At 63.8% G+C, this 20111-nt stretch carries 12 protein-coding genes; 6 read left to right on the forward strand and 6 right to left on the reverse strand.

Translation table 11 applies throughout. From position 1 onward, the window contains the following. Window positions 1-59: 59 nt before the first annotated feature. On the forward strand, window positions 60-554 hold the full coding sequence (locus G6N44_RS03970) for a hypothetical protein (protein WP_163661298.1): 495 nt from the start codon (window positions 60-62) through the stop codon (window positions 552-554). Between the two features lie 317 nt (window positions 555-871). On the opposite strand, the gene G6N44_RS03975 is transcribed toward G6N44_RS03970, so the two are convergent. Then, a complete protein-coding gene (locus G6N44_RS03975) occupies window positions 872-2041 on the reverse strand; it encodes a helix-turn-helix domain-containing protein (RefSeq protein ID WP_163661300.1) in 1170 nt (389 codons plus the stop codon). An 800-nt stretch (window positions 2042-2841) separates the two neighbouring features. Here G6N44_RS03975 and G6N44_RS03980 point away from each other — a divergent pair. From G6N44_RS03980 to G6N44_RS04000, 5 genes are all read left to right on the forward strand, one after another. Further along, window positions 2842-3624 (forward strand): TnsA-like heteromeric transposase endonuclease subunit, encoded by a 783-nt coding sequence (locus tag G6N44_RS03980; RefSeq protein WP_163661302.1) that lies wholly within the window; start codon window positions 2842-2844, stop codon window positions 3622-3624. Continuing rightward, window positions 3621-5687 carry a Mu transposase C-terminal domain-containing protein gene (locus tag G6N44_RS03985; protein WP_163661304.1) on the forward strand — a complete coding sequence of 689 codons (2067 nt, stop codon included), beginning with the start codon at window positions 3621-3623 and terminating at the stop codon, window positions 5685-5687. Before G6N44_RS03980 ends, G6N44_RS03985 begins: the two co-directional genes overlap by 4 nt. A 4-nt stretch (window positions 5688-5691) precedes the next feature. Further along, the gene (locus tag G6N44_RS03990; protein ID WP_163661306.1) at window positions 5692-6696 is read left to right on the forward strand and encodes a TniB family NTP-binding protein; all 1005 of its coding nucleotides are present in this window, start codon (window positions 5692-5694) and stop codon (window positions 6694-6696) included. Between the two features lie 79 nt (window positions 6697-6775). Beyond that, window positions 6776-7678, forward strand: a complete 903-nt coding sequence (locus G6N44_RS03995) for a hypothetical protein (protein ID WP_163661308.1) — start codon at window positions 6776-6778, stop codon at window positions 7676-7678. Window positions 7679-8348: 670 nt separating this feature from the next. Beyond that, window positions 8349-9917, forward strand: a complete 1569-nt coding sequence (locus tag G6N44_RS04000; protein ID WP_179964475.1) for a hypothetical protein — start codon at window positions 8349-8351, stop codon at window positions 9915-9917. 143 nt (window positions 9918-10060) lie between these two features. Here G6N44_RS04000 and G6N44_RS04005 read toward each other — a convergent pair whose 3' ends face one another. From G6N44_RS04005 to G6N44_RS04025, 5 genes are all read right to left on the reverse strand, one after another. After that, entirely contained in the window at window positions 10061-11806 is a 1746-nt protein-coding gene (locus G6N44_RS04005; RefSeq protein ID WP_163661310.1) for a hypothetical protein, read from the reverse strand. A gap of 410 nt (window positions 11807-12216) precedes the next feature. After that, window positions 12217-12921, reverse strand: coding sequence for a DISARM system phospholipase D-like protein DrmC (gene drmC / locus G6N44_RS04010; RefSeq protein WP_163661312.1), 705 nt, complete (start codon window positions 12919-12921; stop codon window positions 12217-12219). Further along, complete coding sequence (gene drmB / locus G6N44_RS04015; protein ID WP_163661314.1) at window positions 12911-14962, reverse strand: MrfA Zn-binding domain-containing protein; 2052 nt, start codon at window positions 14960-14962, stop codon at window positions 12911-12913. The genes drmC and drmB overlap by 11 nt, the downstream gene beginning before the upstream one ends. After that, on the reverse strand, window positions 14962-18675 hold the full coding sequence (drmA, locus tag G6N44_RS04020; RefSeq protein WP_235682940.1) for a DISARM system helicase DrmA: 3714 nt from the start codon (window positions 18673-18675) through the stop codon (window positions 14962-14964). The genes drmB and drmA overlap by 1 nt, the downstream gene beginning before the upstream one ends. Then, window positions 18672-20006, reverse strand: a complete 1335-nt coding sequence (locus G6N44_RS04025; RefSeq protein WP_163661316.1) for a recombinase family protein — start codon at window positions 20004-20006, stop codon at window positions 18672-18674. The genes drmA and G6N44_RS04025 overlap by 4 nt, the downstream gene beginning before the upstream one ends. Window positions 20007-20111 lie beyond the last annotated feature (105 nt).

Below are 20111 nucleotides of genomic sequence, written 5' to 3' on the forward strand. Positions count from 1 at the left end.
CGGATGCATCGCCCAGCGCCCAGAAACCATCCGGCACTACCCTGATTCCAGGAGGCCCAATGGAACCGACGCCTGTCGCGCCCTCGCCGAAGATCCCGGCCAGTCAACAGGAAGCCCAGGACACCGTTCTGCGCTATCTGCAGCAGACCGTCAACGCCTTGCCGCCGGGAAGCACTCTGGATGGCACTAGATACGTTGTCGGGGGCGACACTCGCTACTGCGACGATGATCCCAGCGGCCCTGATGCGCCGGTCAGATTCTCCGATTGGCGCGATATACAAATGCCTCCGCAGGACAATTACAACGCGCTTGTTGAGCAAGTTGGCGAACTGTGGAAAAGCTGGGGGTGGCAAGTCATTGAGCGCGACGGATATGACAAGCCGAACCGCTTCGGATATGCGCCAGACGGTTACATCCTTCAGATCACGGCGGCGTATCCGGCCAACTACCCGCCGAGCGTGATTGGTGCCTCTCCGTGCTATCCCGGAAACCTGCGTCGTGACGATCTGCCGCGAAACCCGCCTGTGATAGCTCAGCAGCCGGTCAAAGGATGATCCGGAGAACAGCTTGCACCGTGCAGTAGCGATATAGCCTGGCGCTTGCGCTGCGTCGCATCAGTCGAAGGCGGATCCCAGGACGGCACGAGGATCCAGACGTCGGGCTGACCTCATCGGCACAACCCAGCGCGCTCCCTGTGGAGAGCAGCCAAACGCGCGTCGCAAGGCGAGTACGACAGCACACTTCATTGAGGTGAACCGATGCTGCAGGCGGCGCAGTGTTCCTCGGCGGCGCGGTTTCGCCGTCCTGGCCATCCGTCGCACCTCAACGCGGGCTCCCGACCCCGTCAAAGGGATGAGCGTCAGCGACCGACCTACTTTTGAAAGTGACGATCGAGCCGATCGGCAATCTCACTGATCGTGGTGTTGCGTGTGATCCCCAGATCATCCAATGGCACCAGTCCTACATTCGTGTTCACGCTGGCGTGGTCGTAGTGGATGGCGGCGAAAAATGGTCGATTGGTGGCAGGCCGGTAGCACACAATCGTGTAAGGAGTGTACGGAAGTGTCTGGTCTTGAAGCCAACCGTACGAATCAGTCGGTTCGGCCACCACGAACAACGTCTCCCCGGTCACCGATCCGGGAAAGATCCGTTCGAATTCCTTCCTGATTTCTGCCTTCTCCTGAAGATCCTCACCGATTCCTTGGAAGTAGAAGTCAGGGGTGAAGTGGGAGAGGAAGACTCGACTCTGGTGCAGCCGGGCGTCGCTCGGCGGACTGGTTTGAACACGAACGACTCGGACCGGCTCATCGTCGATGATGACGCGCTGCTCACTATGGATACACAGTTGGCTATAGCCACGCCGGGCCAATTGGGTGGCTGCTTCCTCCATCAGCTGGTCGAGATCGGTAATCGTCTTGTTTACCCCTACCCCCTGGGGCGAATAGACGCGCCAATTCTTGGGGTGATTGCCCGGGGCGACGAACTTGTCGTCGGAAAACTCGAGATCGCTGATGACGATGAGGTGCGCCACCTGAGTCGTGGATTCACGGCTGAGTCTGCTAGCCGGCGCCGGGCGACCTGTGGGCACGTCTGTGGAGGCCGATCCAGATTCTTCGTCAGTGCTCGAGCTCGGGTTCGCGTCGTCGCCGTCGACCAGGCCCAGGAGGCGGTGGTACGCGTGGCGGTACTTGTCGGGTACGGGCCGCGAACCGCGTTCCCACTGCGAGATGGTCGCCCGGTTGACCCCTAACACCTTGGCGACGTCGGTTTGATTGAGCCCTGCGACCACTCGCCGTTCAGCGAGAGTCTCGGCGCCCTCGGCAGTGCCGTAGAGGTCGGCGACCGCGACCCCGACGGCTGCGGCGATCGTAGGGACGCTTCGTGGTCTGGGTTGGCATTGGCCAGTCTCCCACTGCAAGACCACGTCCCATCCGGTGTTCAACCGCCTCGCTAACTCAGCGCGCGTCCACCCCAGGTCTTTCCGGACCGCCATCAGGCGCGAGCCGTCGAAGCCGCCCTTCTCACGTACGCCTCGCGCCACCGCCTCGATCCTCCTCGCTTTCCCACCAACTTAGGCGCTTCGTTGTGTTCGTAGTGCGATGCATTGACAGCTGCGTCGCCGTGTCGGTACGCTAATGCCATATTGATGTACCGTACCTCCACGGCAAGCGTTTGCTGACTGCGCGCCTTTTGGCCTGTGATGATCACGGTCGCTGCGTATTCGTGCTTCTTTTTGTGTTCGCGCCGATGTGTCGATGCTCGACCGTTCGATGAGCTGACGTATTCGAATGAAATCCTGTATTGGATCGATTACCAAGGTTATTCACTCTCGTTCGTACCTATCGCTGTGCCGCGCATGTGCGTCGGGTATCGCCAGGTGATCTAGATTCGTGAACGTGCGCCTGCGGCGTTTCAGGATTGTGTGGCTTGCGTATTCGAGCGAGCGGCAAGATTGCTGGGGCTCTTGTGGAGCACGGTTAGCGTGTGGTGAACTAGCGATTGCCCCGAATATTTATCGCGCCGGGGACAGGCCGTCGGCCCCTTTCACCGGGCTTGAACGGCGTTCGCACATTCCCATCACAGGAGGTGCTCGACACCGATTCGTACTTGACAGTCGATTTCGCGACTACTTCTAGGTCACTGACCCTAAGAATTGGAAAAGCCGGGGGGCAACCCGGCTTCTCCGATGCGGTCTAGCACCGCACCCATCCCACTCCCCGTTAGAGGAGGACACATGGCTATTTCAGCGTGCCCAGATCAAGTTGTCAACCCCTTATCGGCGCCCGTGTGGGCGTCTGCGCAGCGTGCCCCGGGTGGGGTTCGGTGGACATGGCGGCGGCCATGACCACGCACCGATCCAAAAAGCCGGCAGCGCTACCCGTCAACGATGCGCCATACACGAAAATCTTGTACGTCGATCCCGATACGGGTCGACGGGTTCGGTCTCGCATCGTCGCCGAGGTCGGCCAGGTCCGCTTCGAAGCATCAGCCCCGATCCGAGTCTTCCCCGCCTACCGCGGCAGACGCTCTCATCAAGGCCGGTACTGGTTTTCGCGATCGTCCTCGCACGTGCATTTCGAATCTCGATTCGAGATGACGGCGCTGATGGTGCTCGATTTTCAGGGTGAGGCGATCGCGGTCAGCTCCAATCCGTTCTGGTTGTTGTGGCCGCGGGGCGCCAAACCGGTGCGCCACGCACCGGACTTCTTCGTGCGCCGCCGCGATGGCTCGGTCCTTATCGTCGATGTCAAACCTGCCGAGCGCATCACCGACAAAGACCGCGAGCAACACGACCTCACACGACAGTGTTGCACTGAAATCGGCTGGGAATACGAGGAGTTCACTTCGATCACCACTCCGGTGGAGCGCAATCTTCGCGTGCTGTCGGGATACCATCATCCGCGGTTCGCTCCCGCCGAGAGTGCTCGCACGCTGATCGTGTCACGGGTGCGGGAGGCCGGAGACCACGGTGTGCGACTGGCCGCCCTGATCGATGCCGCCGGTGCTGCCACCGGCCTACCCGACGATCAGCTGCTGTGCGCGGTCTATCACATGTTGTGGACCGCGCAGCTGCACATCGACCTCAACCATCTGCTCGCGTGGAACGCGGTGGTGCGATCATGATCGAAATTAAGGTCGGCGACCTCATCGAATTCCGCTGCCAGACATGGCAGATACGGGACCGAGATGCTGTGGCGCTGCAACTGAAATGTCTCGATGACGGTAGCGAACTCACCCTGCCAACCGCGATGGTGACCTCCGACGACACTTTCGTTGGACCCGATGCTGGTGGTCCCAGCGTGGCTGATCAGCGTCTGCTTGACCTGGCGTCACCGCAACGCCGCGCCGACGCCGAATTCTGGTACGGGCACATGTTCGAAGTGAAATACGGAATATCCCTGCAAGACCGAGGCATCCTCGCCCCAGTCGAGCCGACATCGACCGTCGCCGCGCGACTATCGGATAAGCGCCGACAGCTGCGCGACCTCGGTATCACGGTGTCGATGGCGACCATGTGGCGCAAATGGAGCGGATTCAATAGGCGCGGCGTCGTGGGCTGCATGGATCTGCGCGGAACGCCCGGCCACGTGCGGTTATCCGGCTTCGACCAGCGGATCGAGATAGTCCTCGACGCGGTCCGTACCCACTTCATCGACAAGTCAACTCCGACAAAGAAACAGGTCATCGAAATCGCAAAACATCGCCTCACCGACGATGGCATTGAGATGCCGAAAAAGACCTCCATGTACAAACTGCTCGATAGGCTTGACCGTGGCGAGCACATTACCGGCGATGCCACCGCACGGCGCAGCCACGCCAACAGCCCAGACCGCGCCTTCAGCAAGATTGTCGCCCTGTTCCCGGGCGAGGAAGTCCAGGTCGACTCCACTCCCCTCGACGCCATGGTGCTCATGGCCGACGGCCATCCCGGCACCGTGGATCTGGCCGCGGGCATCGATGTCGCCACAGGCACCGTGCTGTGCCCGATACTGCGGGTGAACGCTTGCAAGACCGTCGACGTCATGGAGGTCTGGGCCAATTCGGCAGTACCGCAACAGAAGGTACCGGGCTGGAAAGAAAATATGGCGATCGCACGCAGCTATCTACCCGACGTGATGGCTTCGGAGGAGGACCTCGATGCTGCGCTGGCGGACAAGCCGCTCATCGATGTGCGTGGCCTGGTCGTTGACCGCGGCAAGATCTTCGTCTCGGATACGTTCCTACGCGCTGCAGAAGCCCGCGGTGTCAATTATCGTCTGGCACCCCCATACACGCCGACAGCGAAACCACACATCGAGCGACTGCTGAAAACCATTGCCGACGACTTCGTCAGATGGATTCCCGGCTACAAGGGACGCTCGGTGAACCATCGTGGCCGCCACCCGGAGAAGGATGCGGTATGGCCGCTTCCGCTGCTGCAGGCGCTGTTAGACCAGTGGGTCATCATGGTCTACCAGTACCGTCGACACGTCGGCCCACAGACAGCGTTCGCACCCCGAATGCAGCTGTCCCCCAACGCCATATATCGCGCGTTGTCGCAGTCAGCACCGACACCGGTTCGGATACTGACCCGCGAGGAGTGGATCTGCCTGCACCCATGCGCATTCAGACGAATCAATCGATACGGAATCAACTTCAAGAACTTGACGTACAACGACGATTCGCCGGAGTTTCACCGTCTGCGCCGACGCAAGTCGCCCAACAAGAAGAAGAACGGACAGTGGGAGGTGCGTTACGACCCCAACAACCTGTTGCAGATCTGGGTGCATGATGAGTCACTGGACTACGACGAGGACGGTCACCAGACCGTCAAAGACAACGGGTGGATCGAATGCCGTTGGGTTCTCGCGAAATTTGTGTCAGTCCCGTTCGGTGTCGACATCCTTCGCGCCATAAAAGACGATCTAGGAAACAACATCAGCGACAAGCAGGTTCTCGAGCGCGCCGAGCATATCCACCGTCAACTCCTCGGCGGCCCTCCAGAACCCCGACGCCGGCCCCTGACCCGCACCGAAACCGTCGCGGCCCGAGCCAACCTGGCACGCCAAGAGCTACGTGCCGGTCCCCCGGAACCAGACCCGCAACTTGAGTCAGATCAAGCTGAGGCGGCTGCGGAAACGATCACGCCCCCTGCGGCCAGTCGTGTAGAACCGATGCGCCCCATGCGCTTGTCGGAAGGGTGGTGATCAGGTGGCATCGCCGACAACTAGAGACGAGTGGCGCGAGTACTGCATGTATGAGCCGACACCTGACTCGCAGCGCCCCCGTTTGACCATCGATGAAATCAAAGCCCTCAGTCCGTCAGCCCGTGACGTCTACAACGAGCGTCGTATCGACTACCTCAACGAGGAGCGGGTGTTTCCCACCCGCGACCTGAACCGAATCCTCAAGCACTCCCATCGGCTTCTGCGCAGGTCGCGGGTGGAGAAATGGGTTGCGCGCCCCGGGATTAGGGTCTCGGGCAAACCGAGAACCGGCAAAACCACCGACGTGATGGCTGCCGGCAAGCGCCTGGACGCTGAGCTTCGCCGAGCCAGCGGTAAAGGAAACGATCGGTCCTATCTTCCCGTTGTTTACACCACGATCGCAACCGCCACGACCACAAACAAACTTTGGGTCAGGCTCGCCGATTTTGTCGGTGTACGGGAGCTGCGGGGTAGCAACGCTGATGAGCGACTCGTGGACCTCGCACGACTATTGAAAGGCCTCGGAACGAAGTTCGTCATCCTCGATGACGTCCAGCGTCTGAACACCGACCGCGCCGCCGGCGCCGAAGTCGCAGACAACATTAAGACGTTCGCCGAGAATCTCGACGCCACGATGCTGTTCGCCGGCATCTCCTTGGAGACGGCGCCGCTGTTCAGCGGCGAGAACGGTGAGCAATGGCGCAAGCGAACACGGGCGGTCAACCTCGCCAACTATGTGCTGTCGAATGAGGCCGATCACAGAGAGTGGATCGAGCTGGTCGCCTCGCTCGAACGGATCTTGCCGCTGCCGCTGCACGAGGAAGGCCTGCTCGAGAGCAACGCCGACTATCTGTTTCACCGCACCGACGGCTCGATCGCGGCGCTCACCGACTTGGTCATCGACGCAGCCACTGACGCCATCGACCTCGGGATGGAGGCCATCACGCTCAAGCTTCTCGACTCGGTAGCCGTCGACGATGTGGACCTGGAAGCCGCCGATGTCGACTAGCTCTTTCAAGCTCATCGAGCATGATGATTCGGTCCTACCTTTGCTGCGTGGCAGTGGGCTGCCTGTCCAGATAGCCCCGATGACCAACGAGACGCTGGTCAGCTACCTGCAACGACTTACCGATGGAAACCTGCTGCGGCCGCAGTGGCTTACCGGACTGTCGCATCAACTGCATTTTGGTGCGACGTTGGCGCACCTGACCGGGCTCTCCGAGAGACATCTGGCATCGGCACTGCCAGAACTGCGTTCAACGGCGACCGTCGAGAAGTGGCCGCATCTCATCGGACAGGTCTCAGCCTGTGCGGGCACCCGCCCGGCCTGCACGCACTGTGCGGCTGCCCGCACCGGAGATCGCACGACACTGGTCACCGTGTTCGCCTGCCACCAACAACTCATCTGCCACACTCATCGGCGTTGGATCGGCAGCCCCGACCTCAAATGCACACCAACAGCGCAATTTTCACTGCACAACTGCCCCGACATCGTCACCGCCAACCTGCAGCACCAACGGTTGATCAAGCAATGGGGACGAGGACCGGTCCGCGCCAGTTTCGTCGCGGCAGTCCGTTGCTTGTCGCTGTGGGCGAGATGGCCTGTAGTCATGCGTGCGCCCGACATCAGCACACGATGGGCGCGACTGGGAGTCACCCAACAGGCCCAACCACTGGGACCAGCCGAAGTCGCCGCGTGGTACCCCAACGCCGTCGCAGTAACCCAGATCATCCTGTCGCACCGCCGACACGTCATCACTGCTGAACTAACGCAGCCACGCATCGTCGCCAGCGCGCTCGCGCAACTGCACGAAGCCATCGCCGGGCTGAGCCCCGGTGGCGCCGCAGACCCGTTCCGCCAGGCAATCTTCGCCGAGCTGCTCGAACCCGGCTGCGAAGCCGAAGGCCAACCCCCATTGGCACCAGACGACTTTCGACCGCACCGCCCCCACAGCGGGAATCTCTCTTTGGCCCGTCCGAACCCGCACTGAGTCCAAGAGATCAAGGAGATTCGGCGAGCATAGCCCCACGGATTGTCACCGCTCGGGGTGATCACGCGGTCCCCTGGTCGCAGGCTCACTCGCTAGATGGCCGCGGTATCGAGCCGCCGCGGGCGCGGGCCGCGTAGGCCGGCCACCAGGTCGGTGAGCGACATCTGCTTGTCCGGTACTCGCATGTTGTTGCGCAACGTATCCGGCGCTCTCACCTTTCCGCGGTCATCCCGGGTAGCGGGAAAATTGTCTACCACCGCTCGACATGCGTCCCGGCTATCTGTCACTGTCATGTCATCCTGGAAAAGGGCCGAACTCGGTGCACGAATCCGCGAAATGATGAGAGTCGCACTGGATCTGACAGCTCGGGTCGGCGACGTGAGATCTGCTGCATCCGAGCGTTCTAGTGGCAGGCGCGCACGAACAGTCGAGCGTCGACGTCGGGTCGACGATTATGTGACGCGATGCGCGCGACAAACCGGTTACGAGGAGTATCGTGAATGGGGCTCAGGAGTGGCTTTTCGGAAGAGTCGACCGTCAGAGGTGGAGAGTCGACCGCGCACGACGATGAATATCGACCCAGACGTTCCTCAAGTGCCCTCCTGAGCCTTTAATGGCTGCCCGGCCGGGGAGCCGCAGAGAGACTCGCAGGATCAACACGCTGGAGATCATGACCATCACCCTCCCCAGCGGGCAACCCAACGAGCGATTCATACGGTACGTGCGGCCACCAGTCAGGGACGACGATGACCACCCCCCGCTGTTCCCGCTTCGCCCCGCGACGCGCAAGTTGCGACTGGGCATCGACGTCACCACAGTGCCGACTCCCCCGGACGGACTCCTGGCTGGTTACCTAACACGAGACGAGATCGACGTCCAGCTTCTGCTTCCGGAAGACCAGGAAGTGCCCAGCACGTGGGCCGCCCTGTTGCCCACGGCGACGACAGTGCGAGTTGGGTTCACTGCTGTTCCTGAGAGCTGGCCGATGGTGTTGGCCTTCAGCGTGGGGTTCGCTGCTGACAGCGAGACGCGACGCACCCGGGGAACGGCAGAGTTCTTCCCCGCGTATCAGCTCGCCGACGCGCAAGCAGCACCTGCCAGCGCGCAGCCGCTGAACTTGTCGCAGCGGCACCACGCGGCTGCCTACGCCACGGTGGCCGCGAAGGTCGACATAGACGTCATCGTTACCAACGCACCGACCGCGGGCCGGCCTGACGTTGCAGATAACGACCTGGTCGTGGCAGTCACTCCGGATGACGCGGTGGCATTGATCGGACTCCATCTGCGCATGACAGCCAACCCCGTTGTCGGGGTGCAGCGGGGAGCACTCGCCGGCGATGTTGGATCGTGGGAGACGACATTGACCACCAGAACCATCGAGAACCTCTACAACTGGGGCTTGGTGTCGCACATGCGCTACTTCGAGATCTTCCAGGCACTCGCCGCTCGGGAGTCGGACAGCGCAACCGTAACGGCGCTCAAGTCGATCCGTGTGCGCCTGACTCGCGCAGCCCGTGCACTCGACCACATGCTCGCGGCGCTCTCCAACCCGCTGAACAACCACCACGAGGCCGACGTAATCGAGACCGCCGCCGAGGCTTTCGACCGGGAACTGCTCTACCTCGCCGCGGCCTTCGATATCTACGGGCGTCGGTACCCTCTCCTCATCGATCCCACGCGTGACCCGAAGAACTTTCGCCAGTCTTTGGACGGAAAGGGCTACATCAGGGACCACGTGGAGAAGGAATACGACGCCGGCCTGCTCGTCGATGTTCAACGGCTGCACGTCTATGCGACGGTGTGCAAGGTGCTCCGCAATCACATCCACGACGGCATCCTGCCCGTCAACCAGCATCTCGGGCGCAGTTACGGCAGCACCAGGAACATCGCACTGAACCTGGACGCGATGCCTGAACTGCTACCTGGCAGCACCGCGGTGGATACCAGGTTGACCCAGGCTCACTACGACTCGCTCGGTGCGTGGCAAGCCGACCCCGCCGACGCTTTCGCCACCACGATGAAGGTCGCCGACCTCGCCACAGCGGGGGTCACGCTCTTGGTCTCCGGACTGCAGCTCATCGAGGAGTTCACGAAGGTGATTCTGCGGAACGAGCCGCAGACAGCGGCCGCACCCAGCCCGCTGCTCGGTTGCCTCACTGCACCGCCGGAGTGGAGCGAACCCCCGCTGCACGAACGCGCGGTGCTTTACGGAGCGCTGTTCGGCTACCACCCCGTCTGACACGACGCAGCCGCCAGTGGTTCGGGCATGTCGACCGGAAACCACGCCGAGACTGACCACCAACGGTCATCAGCGGGATCCCGGTGGAGGTCGATGAACTCCAAGGTTCCGGCGCCGCCACCGTCGGTTCCTCACGCGGCCCGTTAGGGTCGTATCAGCGCGTCCAGCTCTGCGGCGGCTGTGACCATGTGCTGCGGACACGGGCGGTACGGGGAACCGGACGCCTCCAGGTACTGCTGCAGCGGCATCACCCCCACCTGCCGCCAGGCCCGGATAAGGTTGGCCACCTCAACCAGTGGAGTCTCGGCCATGCCCTCCAGCAACATGAGATCAGAGATCGAGACGACAGCGGGCGCTAGCATCCTGCCCCCGTACGCTGCCATCATCTCGCGAGCGCAGAACCCGACGAGCATCATCGACATCGGAGTACCTGGAAGTCCCACGTCGGGCACGACGACGAAGGGCGCGAACGTCGTGTCCGCGAACGATACTCCGCCCCAGCCACTTTCGGTCACGTGGTCGATCACGGACTCGAACTGACGAGCCTTCTTGCTCGTCAGGAACGCTTCGAGGTTGGAGGCGAACTCCTCGCCACTGCCCCATCCCTCCGCCAGCGGTTGCCTCAGAGGGCGGTGCGTCGCGTCGATAAGCCAGGTAAACCGATTGTTGGTCGGCAGAATCCAATCACACGCCTTCGGTTGCTGGCCCCTCTTGGCAGGCCATGCGGCCTGCATCTCATCCTCGCCGACGATGGAGCCGAACACTGCACTGTTCGCAGCGATGCGGCCGACGATGCGGCCGACGATCTGCTCGAACTGGTGCTTGACCGCATCCTGAAACTGCTTCGCCCGCTCCGGCTTTCCCTGGTCTACGAAGCCCTGCTGAACATCGAACTCGGGGGCGTTCCCGAAAAACCGGTCCATGCCCCACTGAGCTCGAAGCGCGAGCACTGCGCCGTCGCAAAGATCGAGGAACGGGAACCGCGTGAACGTGTACCGCTGTGCTCGCACGTCGCCGCGCTCCCGATCCTGCCGCGACATAGCGCGGAACTCGTCGAGGTCGCGGACCATGTTCCGCTTGATGTACTGCACCACTCCATCACTGACACCGTGCTCGTGGAGTGTGCCCAGGTCGAATCGTGCGCGCCCTGTCCGGAGCACCGACATGATGACGTCGCCCGCCTGCAGGAACTCGTCCATGCTGATCCCCGTGGCTTCACGGAAAGTGTCGGCGGGGGTCGCACCGAGCTGGTCTCCCACCTTCTGCGCCCAGGGCTGGTACCAGAACTCGTGGGTCATGCACTTCATGTGCTCGGGTAACCGAGAGGCGTTGAACATCATCGACGCAGCTTCATCGACCGCCACCTCGTTGGCGAACCCTATGAGCTCGTCCTCCGACATGGCCCGCATCTCAGCGTCCATCTGGCGCATGTCCATTGCGTTGAACCGAGCTGCCCTGCCACTCGGGGCGTCGTGGTCCTCGTTCACCGACAACAGCAGTTGAAGCAGGGCATCGTCGTCCTCGATACCGAGCCGGCGCCCCTCGCCAGCTTCGATGATCTCCCGCATGAGCCGGATCATCGTCTGCGGCGGCGCCAACCGATGCCCCGCCGCGAGCTGCTGCCGCACCGGCTCGTACCACTGCGAATCCACGATGCGCATCGCCTCGACCGGCAACGTCTCCGCACTGCTGAGCATCGCAGCGTCGAGTTCGGCTTGCATCTCACCCAGCGCTACCAGCACCGCTGTGCTGTCGATACCCGAGAGCAGCTCAAGGCGTTGATCCCGATCGAGCGGCTCCAAGCCCACTGCTGTTGCGGTGATCGCGTGCCGCGCCATCCCGCGCATCGCCTCCACGACACGCTGCATCCCGGGCGGAAGATCACTCATGTCGGGCAGCTCCATCGCTGTGGGTTGAACGGCCGGCGTGTGTGAAGGCATGGCTGTACTGCTGCCCGGTCGTCTTGTCCGCTTCGCGATGCGCCGGTGTCGTCGTGCGCGCTTCTGCTGCTTCCCCATGACCGTTGATATTCGCACCTAGGACCGACATCTCCGCTCCGCTGGGACGTGCTAGGTCCCGCTCCACCACGAACACAGAGAACAGCCCCGGCATCGATCGATGCCGGGGCTGCTGCGTTCCTCCGCGCGGTCAGGTCACCCTGCGCTGCTCACCAACTCGTATAACCCGGGCCCGGTCGTCGCCGCCGTGCCCGGATCCAGCAGCACCGCGCATTTTCACACCCCGTCGAGGAGAGAGACACATTGTTGTAAACGTTGTACCCTCTCGATGAATCGCAGTGCTACGCCAGCTCATACAAACTCCCCCGCTTGCTCGCCATCGTCGATTCGACCGATGCGGCAAGACCGCTGTCGTGAATCAGCAGCCCGAATTCGACGTTGCGGTTCTCCGCGTTGTACGAGAAGTTCGCGCTGGTGAGCAGCACGATCTCGTGATCGACGATGATGAACTTGGTGTGACTGACGATCGGCTTGCCATTGGGCAGGGTGGCTGACCGATACACCGTTGCCCGCGGCAGCCGCGCCTTCACCTTGACCGGGTCGCCTTTATCTCCGTCCACGTACACGCAGACGGCGACTTCAGGCTCCTCGGACGCCGCCTTGAGTGAATCCCACATGTTCGAGGACGGCGAAAAGTTGTAGGTCGCGCATGTGACGGAGGTGCGGGCGGCGGCGACCACGTCGTGAAACTGGTTGGTCAGGTGACCGACCGTGGCCTCGTTGCCCGGCATCGTCCACACCGGGATCAGGTCGCGGTGCGCCGATTTCGCGCCCGCGATACCGTGCAAGACCGCAACCGACAACTCCGGCGAAGCATGCCCAATGCCGGCCGCTTTCAACAGTTCTGCGACCCGTTCACGCCGGGCGGCGCTCACCGACGCCAACGCGTGGGTGGTGTGTTCCCCCGCGTCGAGCAGTACCGCTAACCCCTCGGCCTCGGTGGCGGTGAGGTACTCCCCCAGCCGGCCCAGCGGGTCATTGGACATCAGGGCTCCCGAAGAACCCCGGCACCGGGTTGCCGTCCCCGCTGGGCAGGGTCAGCAGGAAGCGACGGTCCAGGAATCGGTTGGCCTTCTCACACGATGTTTCCGACGCGAAGGCGCAGCAGTGGCAGGCCGCACCGTGCAGGAAGTCCTCGGGATCGCTGGGAGTGCGCATGGCGCACACCGGATCTGAGGAGCACCTGCTGGCGCGCCGCAACGCGGAGATCACCAGCCCCTGCAAGCGGACCGGCTCGGAGAGCGCCACCAGGCCACCCAGGGTGCCTTCGCTGTCCGACGCGGTGGTGCAGATCAGCAGACCGGCCGCGCCCTCCCGATGCGCGGATGCCGGCCAGCCGTAGATCCGTTCGGTCAGACTGGCCGCCCCGTAGCCGCAGGACATGGCCATCTCGCGGATCAGCACATGAGACAGGGTGTGCAGCAACCAATACCGCGGCGCGGGCAGCCGGGTATCGGGATCGACAGCCTTGGCGGTCTCGGAGAAACGGCGGGCAAAGTTGCGGCGGTTCGCGGCGCGGTGGGCTTCCCACAGCGGCGTGGAGTAGACGGCGTTCTCCCAGGCTTCCACCTCATCGAGGCGCAGTTGCAGGAAGATTCCCTCACCCCGGTCCTCGGTCGCCGGCACCCAGGCGGGGCTGCCGTTGCGGGTGAGTTTGACCAGTCGGCCGGGTAGGTCGTTGACGCGGTCCATCTCGTCGAGTCGGGTGAAGCCGAGGAACGCGTTGACCTTCTTCATCTGGTTGACCGCGACGACCCGGCTGATGTTGGCGGGAAGCGCCGGGCCGCGGGGCATGTCGGTCACCATCAGGCCGCTGGTGTTCTTCTGGGTCGGGAACAACGCCGGCTTCTGCAGGTACTGCCATTCGGGGATCAGCAGCTCGATCGGATCCCAGGTGTCGAGTTTCTGCTTGCGCTGCTCCTCGGATTCCGGCGGCACCAGCACATCGGCGATCGCGGCGGCCAAGCTGTCATCCGACACCCCGCTCAGGTCGAGATCCTTCAGACCTGCCATCGCGCGGATCACCTCAAGCTGGCCGGCGAACTGCTTGACCTGCTCCACGCCGAGTTCCACGCGCAGTCGATCACCAAGGGCTTCAGCCTTTTCCGCGTCGGTGCGGGGCATCACGATGATCGACTGGGTGGAGGCGAACCACAGGTTCGACGCGCCCATCATGATCAACGCCGGACGGGCGTCGCATTCCTTGTCGAAGGCGTTCAAGTGCGGGTGCCGTCCCCGGCAGGTCTGGGGCAGCTTGTCGCGGCCGACCGAGCCTTGGGCCTCGGCCATGCCGCGGGTGGCGCCACAGGATGCGCAGGAGATCATCGATCCGACGCTCTTGCCGAGGTTGGCGTCGCGCATCTTCAGGTCGGGCCGTTGCGCCTTGGGGCAGGACCGGCCGCGGTGCACCCACAGTTCGTAGGGGAACTCGTCGAGGTGCCCGTTGGTACACGTCAATAGGTGCTGTGCAGGAACCGCGGGGCTGTCCCGCCGCCCCGACTTCGCCCCGCCGCGTTTGGCGCCGCGCCCAGGGCAGCTCTTGTGGGTGAACTGCGCCAGGTCCGGGCGGAACGGGTGAGTGTTGATGTAGCTGAATCGCGGCAGCGGGCCCAGATAGTCGCATCCGGTGCAGCGCAACCATTGCGGGTACACCCGGGCCGGGATACCCAGGTCGGCACCGTCTTTGGCGAACGCGTTCTGGTTGGGCTGCCACGGGTAGGGCCGCAGCGCATCTACCTGGTTGCCCAGGTGCATCCGGACCACGTTGAGCAGGCGCGGTTCGATGATGGTCGGAACGTGTTCGCGCCGCTTCCAGATCGGTTCCCAGTCATCGAGGCCCGCCGGCATCACCGAGAACCCGGGCAGGTCCATGATGGCACCCGGCCCGTAGGTGTACAGCAGCGATGACGGCCGCGACGACCCAACCTTGGCGCGGTTCTTCACCACCGCTTCTTCGGCATCGGCCAGCGGGTCCAGCGCTTCGGCCGGATCGTGCAGCATCACCTCATCGGGCGCGGTTTCGGTCATCAGTCCTCATCTCCCACCGGCAGGGTCCAGCGCGGTGCACCGTCGGGTACATGCGCGAATAGCCGCTCCGGGATCGGGCTGACCAGAATGTTGATCTCCGGCTGGACTTCGCGCATCGAGTTGGCGACGACGAACGGCGGATGGGCGGAGGAGCCGACGCCGGCCTTGGCGTTCTCCGGGCTCATCAGCAGTGGCAGGTACTTATCGCCTTCCCCGGTACGTTCGTAGACCAGCGTCTTGTGCATGTCGCCGGCGCGGGTGGCCCGGTCCACCCAGCGGTCGATCCGGTTGACCAAAAGGTCGCTGGCGTACTTCACCGCCGCCTCATCCTGGGCGGCGGCCTTGATGCGGGCCATGAGCCGGTCGGCGATCCGTTCCACTTCCGCGCGTTGGTCTTTGATCCGCCAGGCGCCACGTTCCGGGGAGAGTCCGTCGTCGGTGCGGGCCTGGGTGACCCGGGCGGCGCTGACCAGCAGCCCATCGAGGCCCCGGTCCAGGGAGGTAGGCGAGTACGGGGTTACGGACAGCGCTTCAACCTGGGCGTAGAACGTTTCGTGGTAGTGGCGGAACTGCTCGTAATGGGCCAGATCGCGGGGGCGTGCCCAGTTGCCTAGTGTCACAACCAGACCCGGCCGTTCGGCGTCGCGGCCGACACGGGAGGACGCCTGGATGTATTCGGCGGTGTTCTTGGGCTGGCCGACCACCAGCATCAAACCGAGCCGCTGCACGTCCACCCCGACCTGCAGCATCGAGGTGGCCAGCACCACGTCGAACGGCGGCACCTTGCGGGCAGGTACCTTCTTTCCTGCCTTCTGGGCAGCCATCCGGGCCTGAAAGGCCGCGGTGGTGTCGTAGTCGGCGTCGAAGTCCAGCCCCAGTCGGTCCAGGGTCTCACCGATTTTCGACGAGGCCATGCGCCCGGTGAGTTCGCCCTTGTTGAGGAAGCCGTAGTCGGTTCCGATGCGCGGCGGGAACCCGGAGTCCTTGCGGGGCCGCTTGACTCGGTTCTGCACGTCATCCCCGAGGTAGCGGGTCATGCCGGCCAGTTCGCGGGTGGCGTTGAAATAGCCGACCAGGGTCATGTACGGGTCGGCTGCCATACCGCTGCTGTCGAACAACAACTGCCCCGCCGACAGCAACACCTCCGCGACCCGGATCTCGGCGCTGGCCAGACGCACCCCCTGGGCGCTCACCCCCACGTAGCGGCGACCGGGCGTGGCCTTGGTGATCGGGATTTCGCGGGAGAAGTAGGTGTCGGCGACGTCGAGCACCTGCGGCGGGAAGATCTCGACTCTCCGCCCGTACAGGCCGCGGACCTGTTCCTGCGCGTTGCGCACCGTCGCGGTGGAGGCGACGATCAGCGGCCGCACCGGCTTGCCGTCGGGTTGTTCCCAGGACGCCAAGGTTTCCACCGCAACCTCGAACAAGCCCACCGAGGTGCCCAGCGCACCGGTGATCAGATGCAGCTCGTCCTGGATGATCAGATCCGGTGGCCGCAGCCGGCCCACCGGATGCACGGTGGCCGTGGGATATCCGCTGGTGGCGGGATGCGCGGTGGAAATGTTGCACGCCGCGTAGTCGGAGTGCACATAGCCGTGGCGGGCGCAGCGCTGCCCGACGAAGCCGAACAACGCCGCAGCCTCACCTTCACGCGCCAGCCGGGCGAACTTGTCGACCGTCGCGATGACGAACGCCGGCGTGAGCCGGTAGATTTCCTCGTCCACGGTCAGGATCGGCAGGCCTTCGGCGACCTGACCGCCCCTGGCGAACGGGCAGCGCGCCAGATCATCCCCGCAGTAGACGAACACCCGGCGCGCCGTGGCGTCGGCCTTGACCTGTGCGGCGGTGATGGGGGTGCCGCACCACGGGCAACGCTGCACCTGTAGCACGGTAAGTCGGTGCGCCCCATACTCATTGGCCTTGGTCAGCTGTTCATCGGCTTCTTCGAACCGTTTCGGGCTGACATCGGTGCCCACCCACAACCCGATCCGGAACGGCTCGACACCCCAGGTGGCTTCGTCGGCCTGGCGGGCCAGCTCGGCCGCACACACCAGGGCTGTCGCCCGCTGAAACTGCTGAGCGGTCAGCAGCCGCAGCGTATAGCGCATCAGCACCGCCACCCCGTCGCGGCCATCCAGCGAGCCGTCGGCAGAGTCGACAACACCCTGGCGGCGGCGGATCGCGAACGTATACGCCGCCAGCCCGAGGTAGGCCTCGGTCTTGCCGCCACCGGTCGGGAAGAACAACAACTCCACCCGTGCCAGGTGCTCGGCGCTGCGCAGCGGCGCGGCCGGGTCTGACAAGGCTCCCAGCTGCATCAGGATGAACGCCAACTGGAACGGCCGCCACGACGCGGCTTTCTCCCCCTTGCCGGCGATCTCATCACGGGCGTCGGCGATCGACAGCGTGGGATCCGAGGCCCGCAGCGCCGCCACCTGGGAGGCGATGCGTTGATCGCGCATCACCGCGTTCATGAACTGAAAACACCGCAACGCCTCCGCATCGCCGGCGACGTGATCGAGCCCTTCTTGCAGCCGTTTGTGGGCGCTGCGGGCCTCCACCAACGCCAGATCGGCGGTCTCGCGCAGATGGTCGGGCAACTGCTCGGCACCGCTCTGCTGCTCGTCGATCCACTCGCCGTACCCGGTGACCAGCGGCGCCAACCCCGAGCGCAACTGCTCGGCGTTCACCGTGGCCAGGGCGTCCATGGACAGCAACGCCTTCTCGACATCGCGGGCCTGGGTTTGCGGAGTCTCGGCGACCGGCAACCAGGTGGTCCACACTGCGGTGGCGCGCCGCGAACCCTTTTTGGCGGTCCAGTCGACCGAGCAGGTCCGCCCGATCGCGTACTCAAGTCGGTTGCGGTACTGCAGGTTCAGCCGTTGCACCTCAAGATCATGCTCGGGCCAGTCCTGTTCCAGCACGTCGCACACCGGGAGGAACACCTCGGCCCCGCCGGCGTCGACGTGCAGCTTGGTTTGGAACATCCACATCCCGATCGGGATCGGCATGGGTGTCTCACGGTCATTACACAACGCGATCTCGACGAGCACCCGGCCGAACGTCGCGTCGTCGTAGCGGTCGACCCGCAGGCAGATGGTGTCGCGCAGCGGGATCGTCGTGGTCTGACCGGCCGCCAGGTCGGCAAGGCGGATGGTGCGGGGTTCCTCGACCGGGATCCGTTGGAAGTGGCGGATCGGGCGGCCCGCCTTGGTGACCTTGTCGGTCTGCACCGACTCGTAGGTTCCCCACGACGCGGTGACCGTGAACGCCGCCAACTCCGGCGGCACCTGAAACCGCAGCCCCATCGAGGCCGGAATCATCAAGCCCTGCTTGGGCGCTCGATCCTCGGCGTCGTCTTCGTCGGAATCGGCCTCGTGCTCGTCGGCGGCGAACGCGGGAACCCCGCGCACCTCCGACACGGCATCCTCGTCGGCGCGGGCCTCCACCAAAACCCCCCGCTCAGCGACACCGTCCTGCTCGCCGCTTCCCTGAGTCGCACCGGTGAGCCGCACCGGCGCGATGTGCCCGATGAGGTACTGCGAGCGCGGGCTGAACGGCAGCAGCTCGTCGGCACCGTGGATCGGGCCGAGCAGCTCACGTTCCAGGATGTCGACGAGATTCTCTCGGACGGTGAACGACGTGCGGTCCGGCTCGAAGGTCAACGCGTACGAAGCCTGCGATCCAGCCGCGTCCATGGATGTATCGGTCACAAGGTAACAGTCTGCCGTAGCCCACCGACGAGGTCCGGCTCCCGCATGGATTGGTTCGAACCGGAAGGGCGCCACCGGAGCATCACACGGTCTTCGTCGAAGTAGCGTCCGACGACGCCGCGGCGAACTCGCAGGCTTGCAAGCTGCGTCAAGAGGACCTTTCGCCGCGCCAATTCATCACGACCTGCGGCGTCCCAGCGGTCCCGGACGGTTGAGTCCCCAAGCGGTTCGCTTCCCCGCTCCGTAAGAAGACGTGCGATGAGGTACGGGTCGAACGTTGTCCTGCTCAGCGTCTGTCGGCACTTCGGGCAATAGATGACCGGCCGCCTCTGGTTGGTCCCACGACACATGTAGACCTCGCAGTCGTCGCACCGCGCGACACGTGACATGAACGGGCTCGTCGTCTCCCGCTCGGATCGTTTTCGCGCCTGCGGGCATGTGCGCGAATCAAGGATGCGCTGCAGCGCTGTGAACTCGTCGATCGTGATGACAGCGAGTGGCTCGTTGACGACCGGGGCGCCGCACTCATCGCGGACTACCGCAAATGGGTCGACCCGTTTGGCGCTCCTGGCCCTTCCGGGATTGTGCGGGGTCATCCCGGCCAGAATGGGGTTCCGCAAGAGTCCGTCCACCGTTTGTCGGTTCCACACCCTGCCGCCCGTATTCCGGCTTGTTCTTGGCCCCTCGGGAAGTGGCGCCCTCTGATTGGTCAGCCAGGTCGTGATGGCGTTGACGCTGGTGCCGCGCAACGCCATCCGGACGGCATCGGTGAGCCAGCCGACGGTATCTGGATTCTGGGCAAGCACTCGCCCTGGCCCTTCCGGGTTTGCTGTCGAGCGATAGCCATATGGGATGCCACCGCCGGCGAAGCGTCGGTCCTTGATCAATTGCGCCCGTGCGGCGCGAACTCGCGCCCGTATCGCCTCAGCTTCCATTTCGCCGAAAACGGCGAGCATGACGGCGAAAGCACGGCCCTGCGGACTGGTCATGTCGATCGGATCCTCGACCGCGACGAGTCCGGCACCTCGCAGCTGAAGCGTCTCGTCCGCGTGAAGGAAGTCCAGCACTCGCCTCGCGAGCCGATCCACCTTCCAGATCACCACGGCATCGAAACCTTCTGCTGCCAGCAGGGCGGACCAGCCCTTTCGGTCCTCGGGGCGGTTGGCGGTCGCAGAGACGCCGTCGTCGACGAATTCGCCGACGACCTCCCACCCGCGCGCTTCGGCATACCTCCGGCACGATTGGACCTGGCGCGCGATGGAGACGGATTCTTCTTTGGTGACGCTGAGCCGCGCGTAGAGGACGCAGTGGCTAATTCGGTTGATGTTCATGTCGATGACTGTGGCGCGCGATCCTTGTCAACAGGCGAAGCGCTACCTCACTGTTGCAGGCGAAGGGCACAATAGGGCTAATCGCTACAAACACTGTGGCGCAAG

This window comes from Mycolicibacterium alvei (assembly GCF_010727325.1).
GTDB classification, from domain to species: Bacteria; Actinomycetota; Actinomycetes; order Mycobacteriales; family Mycobacteriaceae; genus Mycobacterium; species Mycobacterium alvei.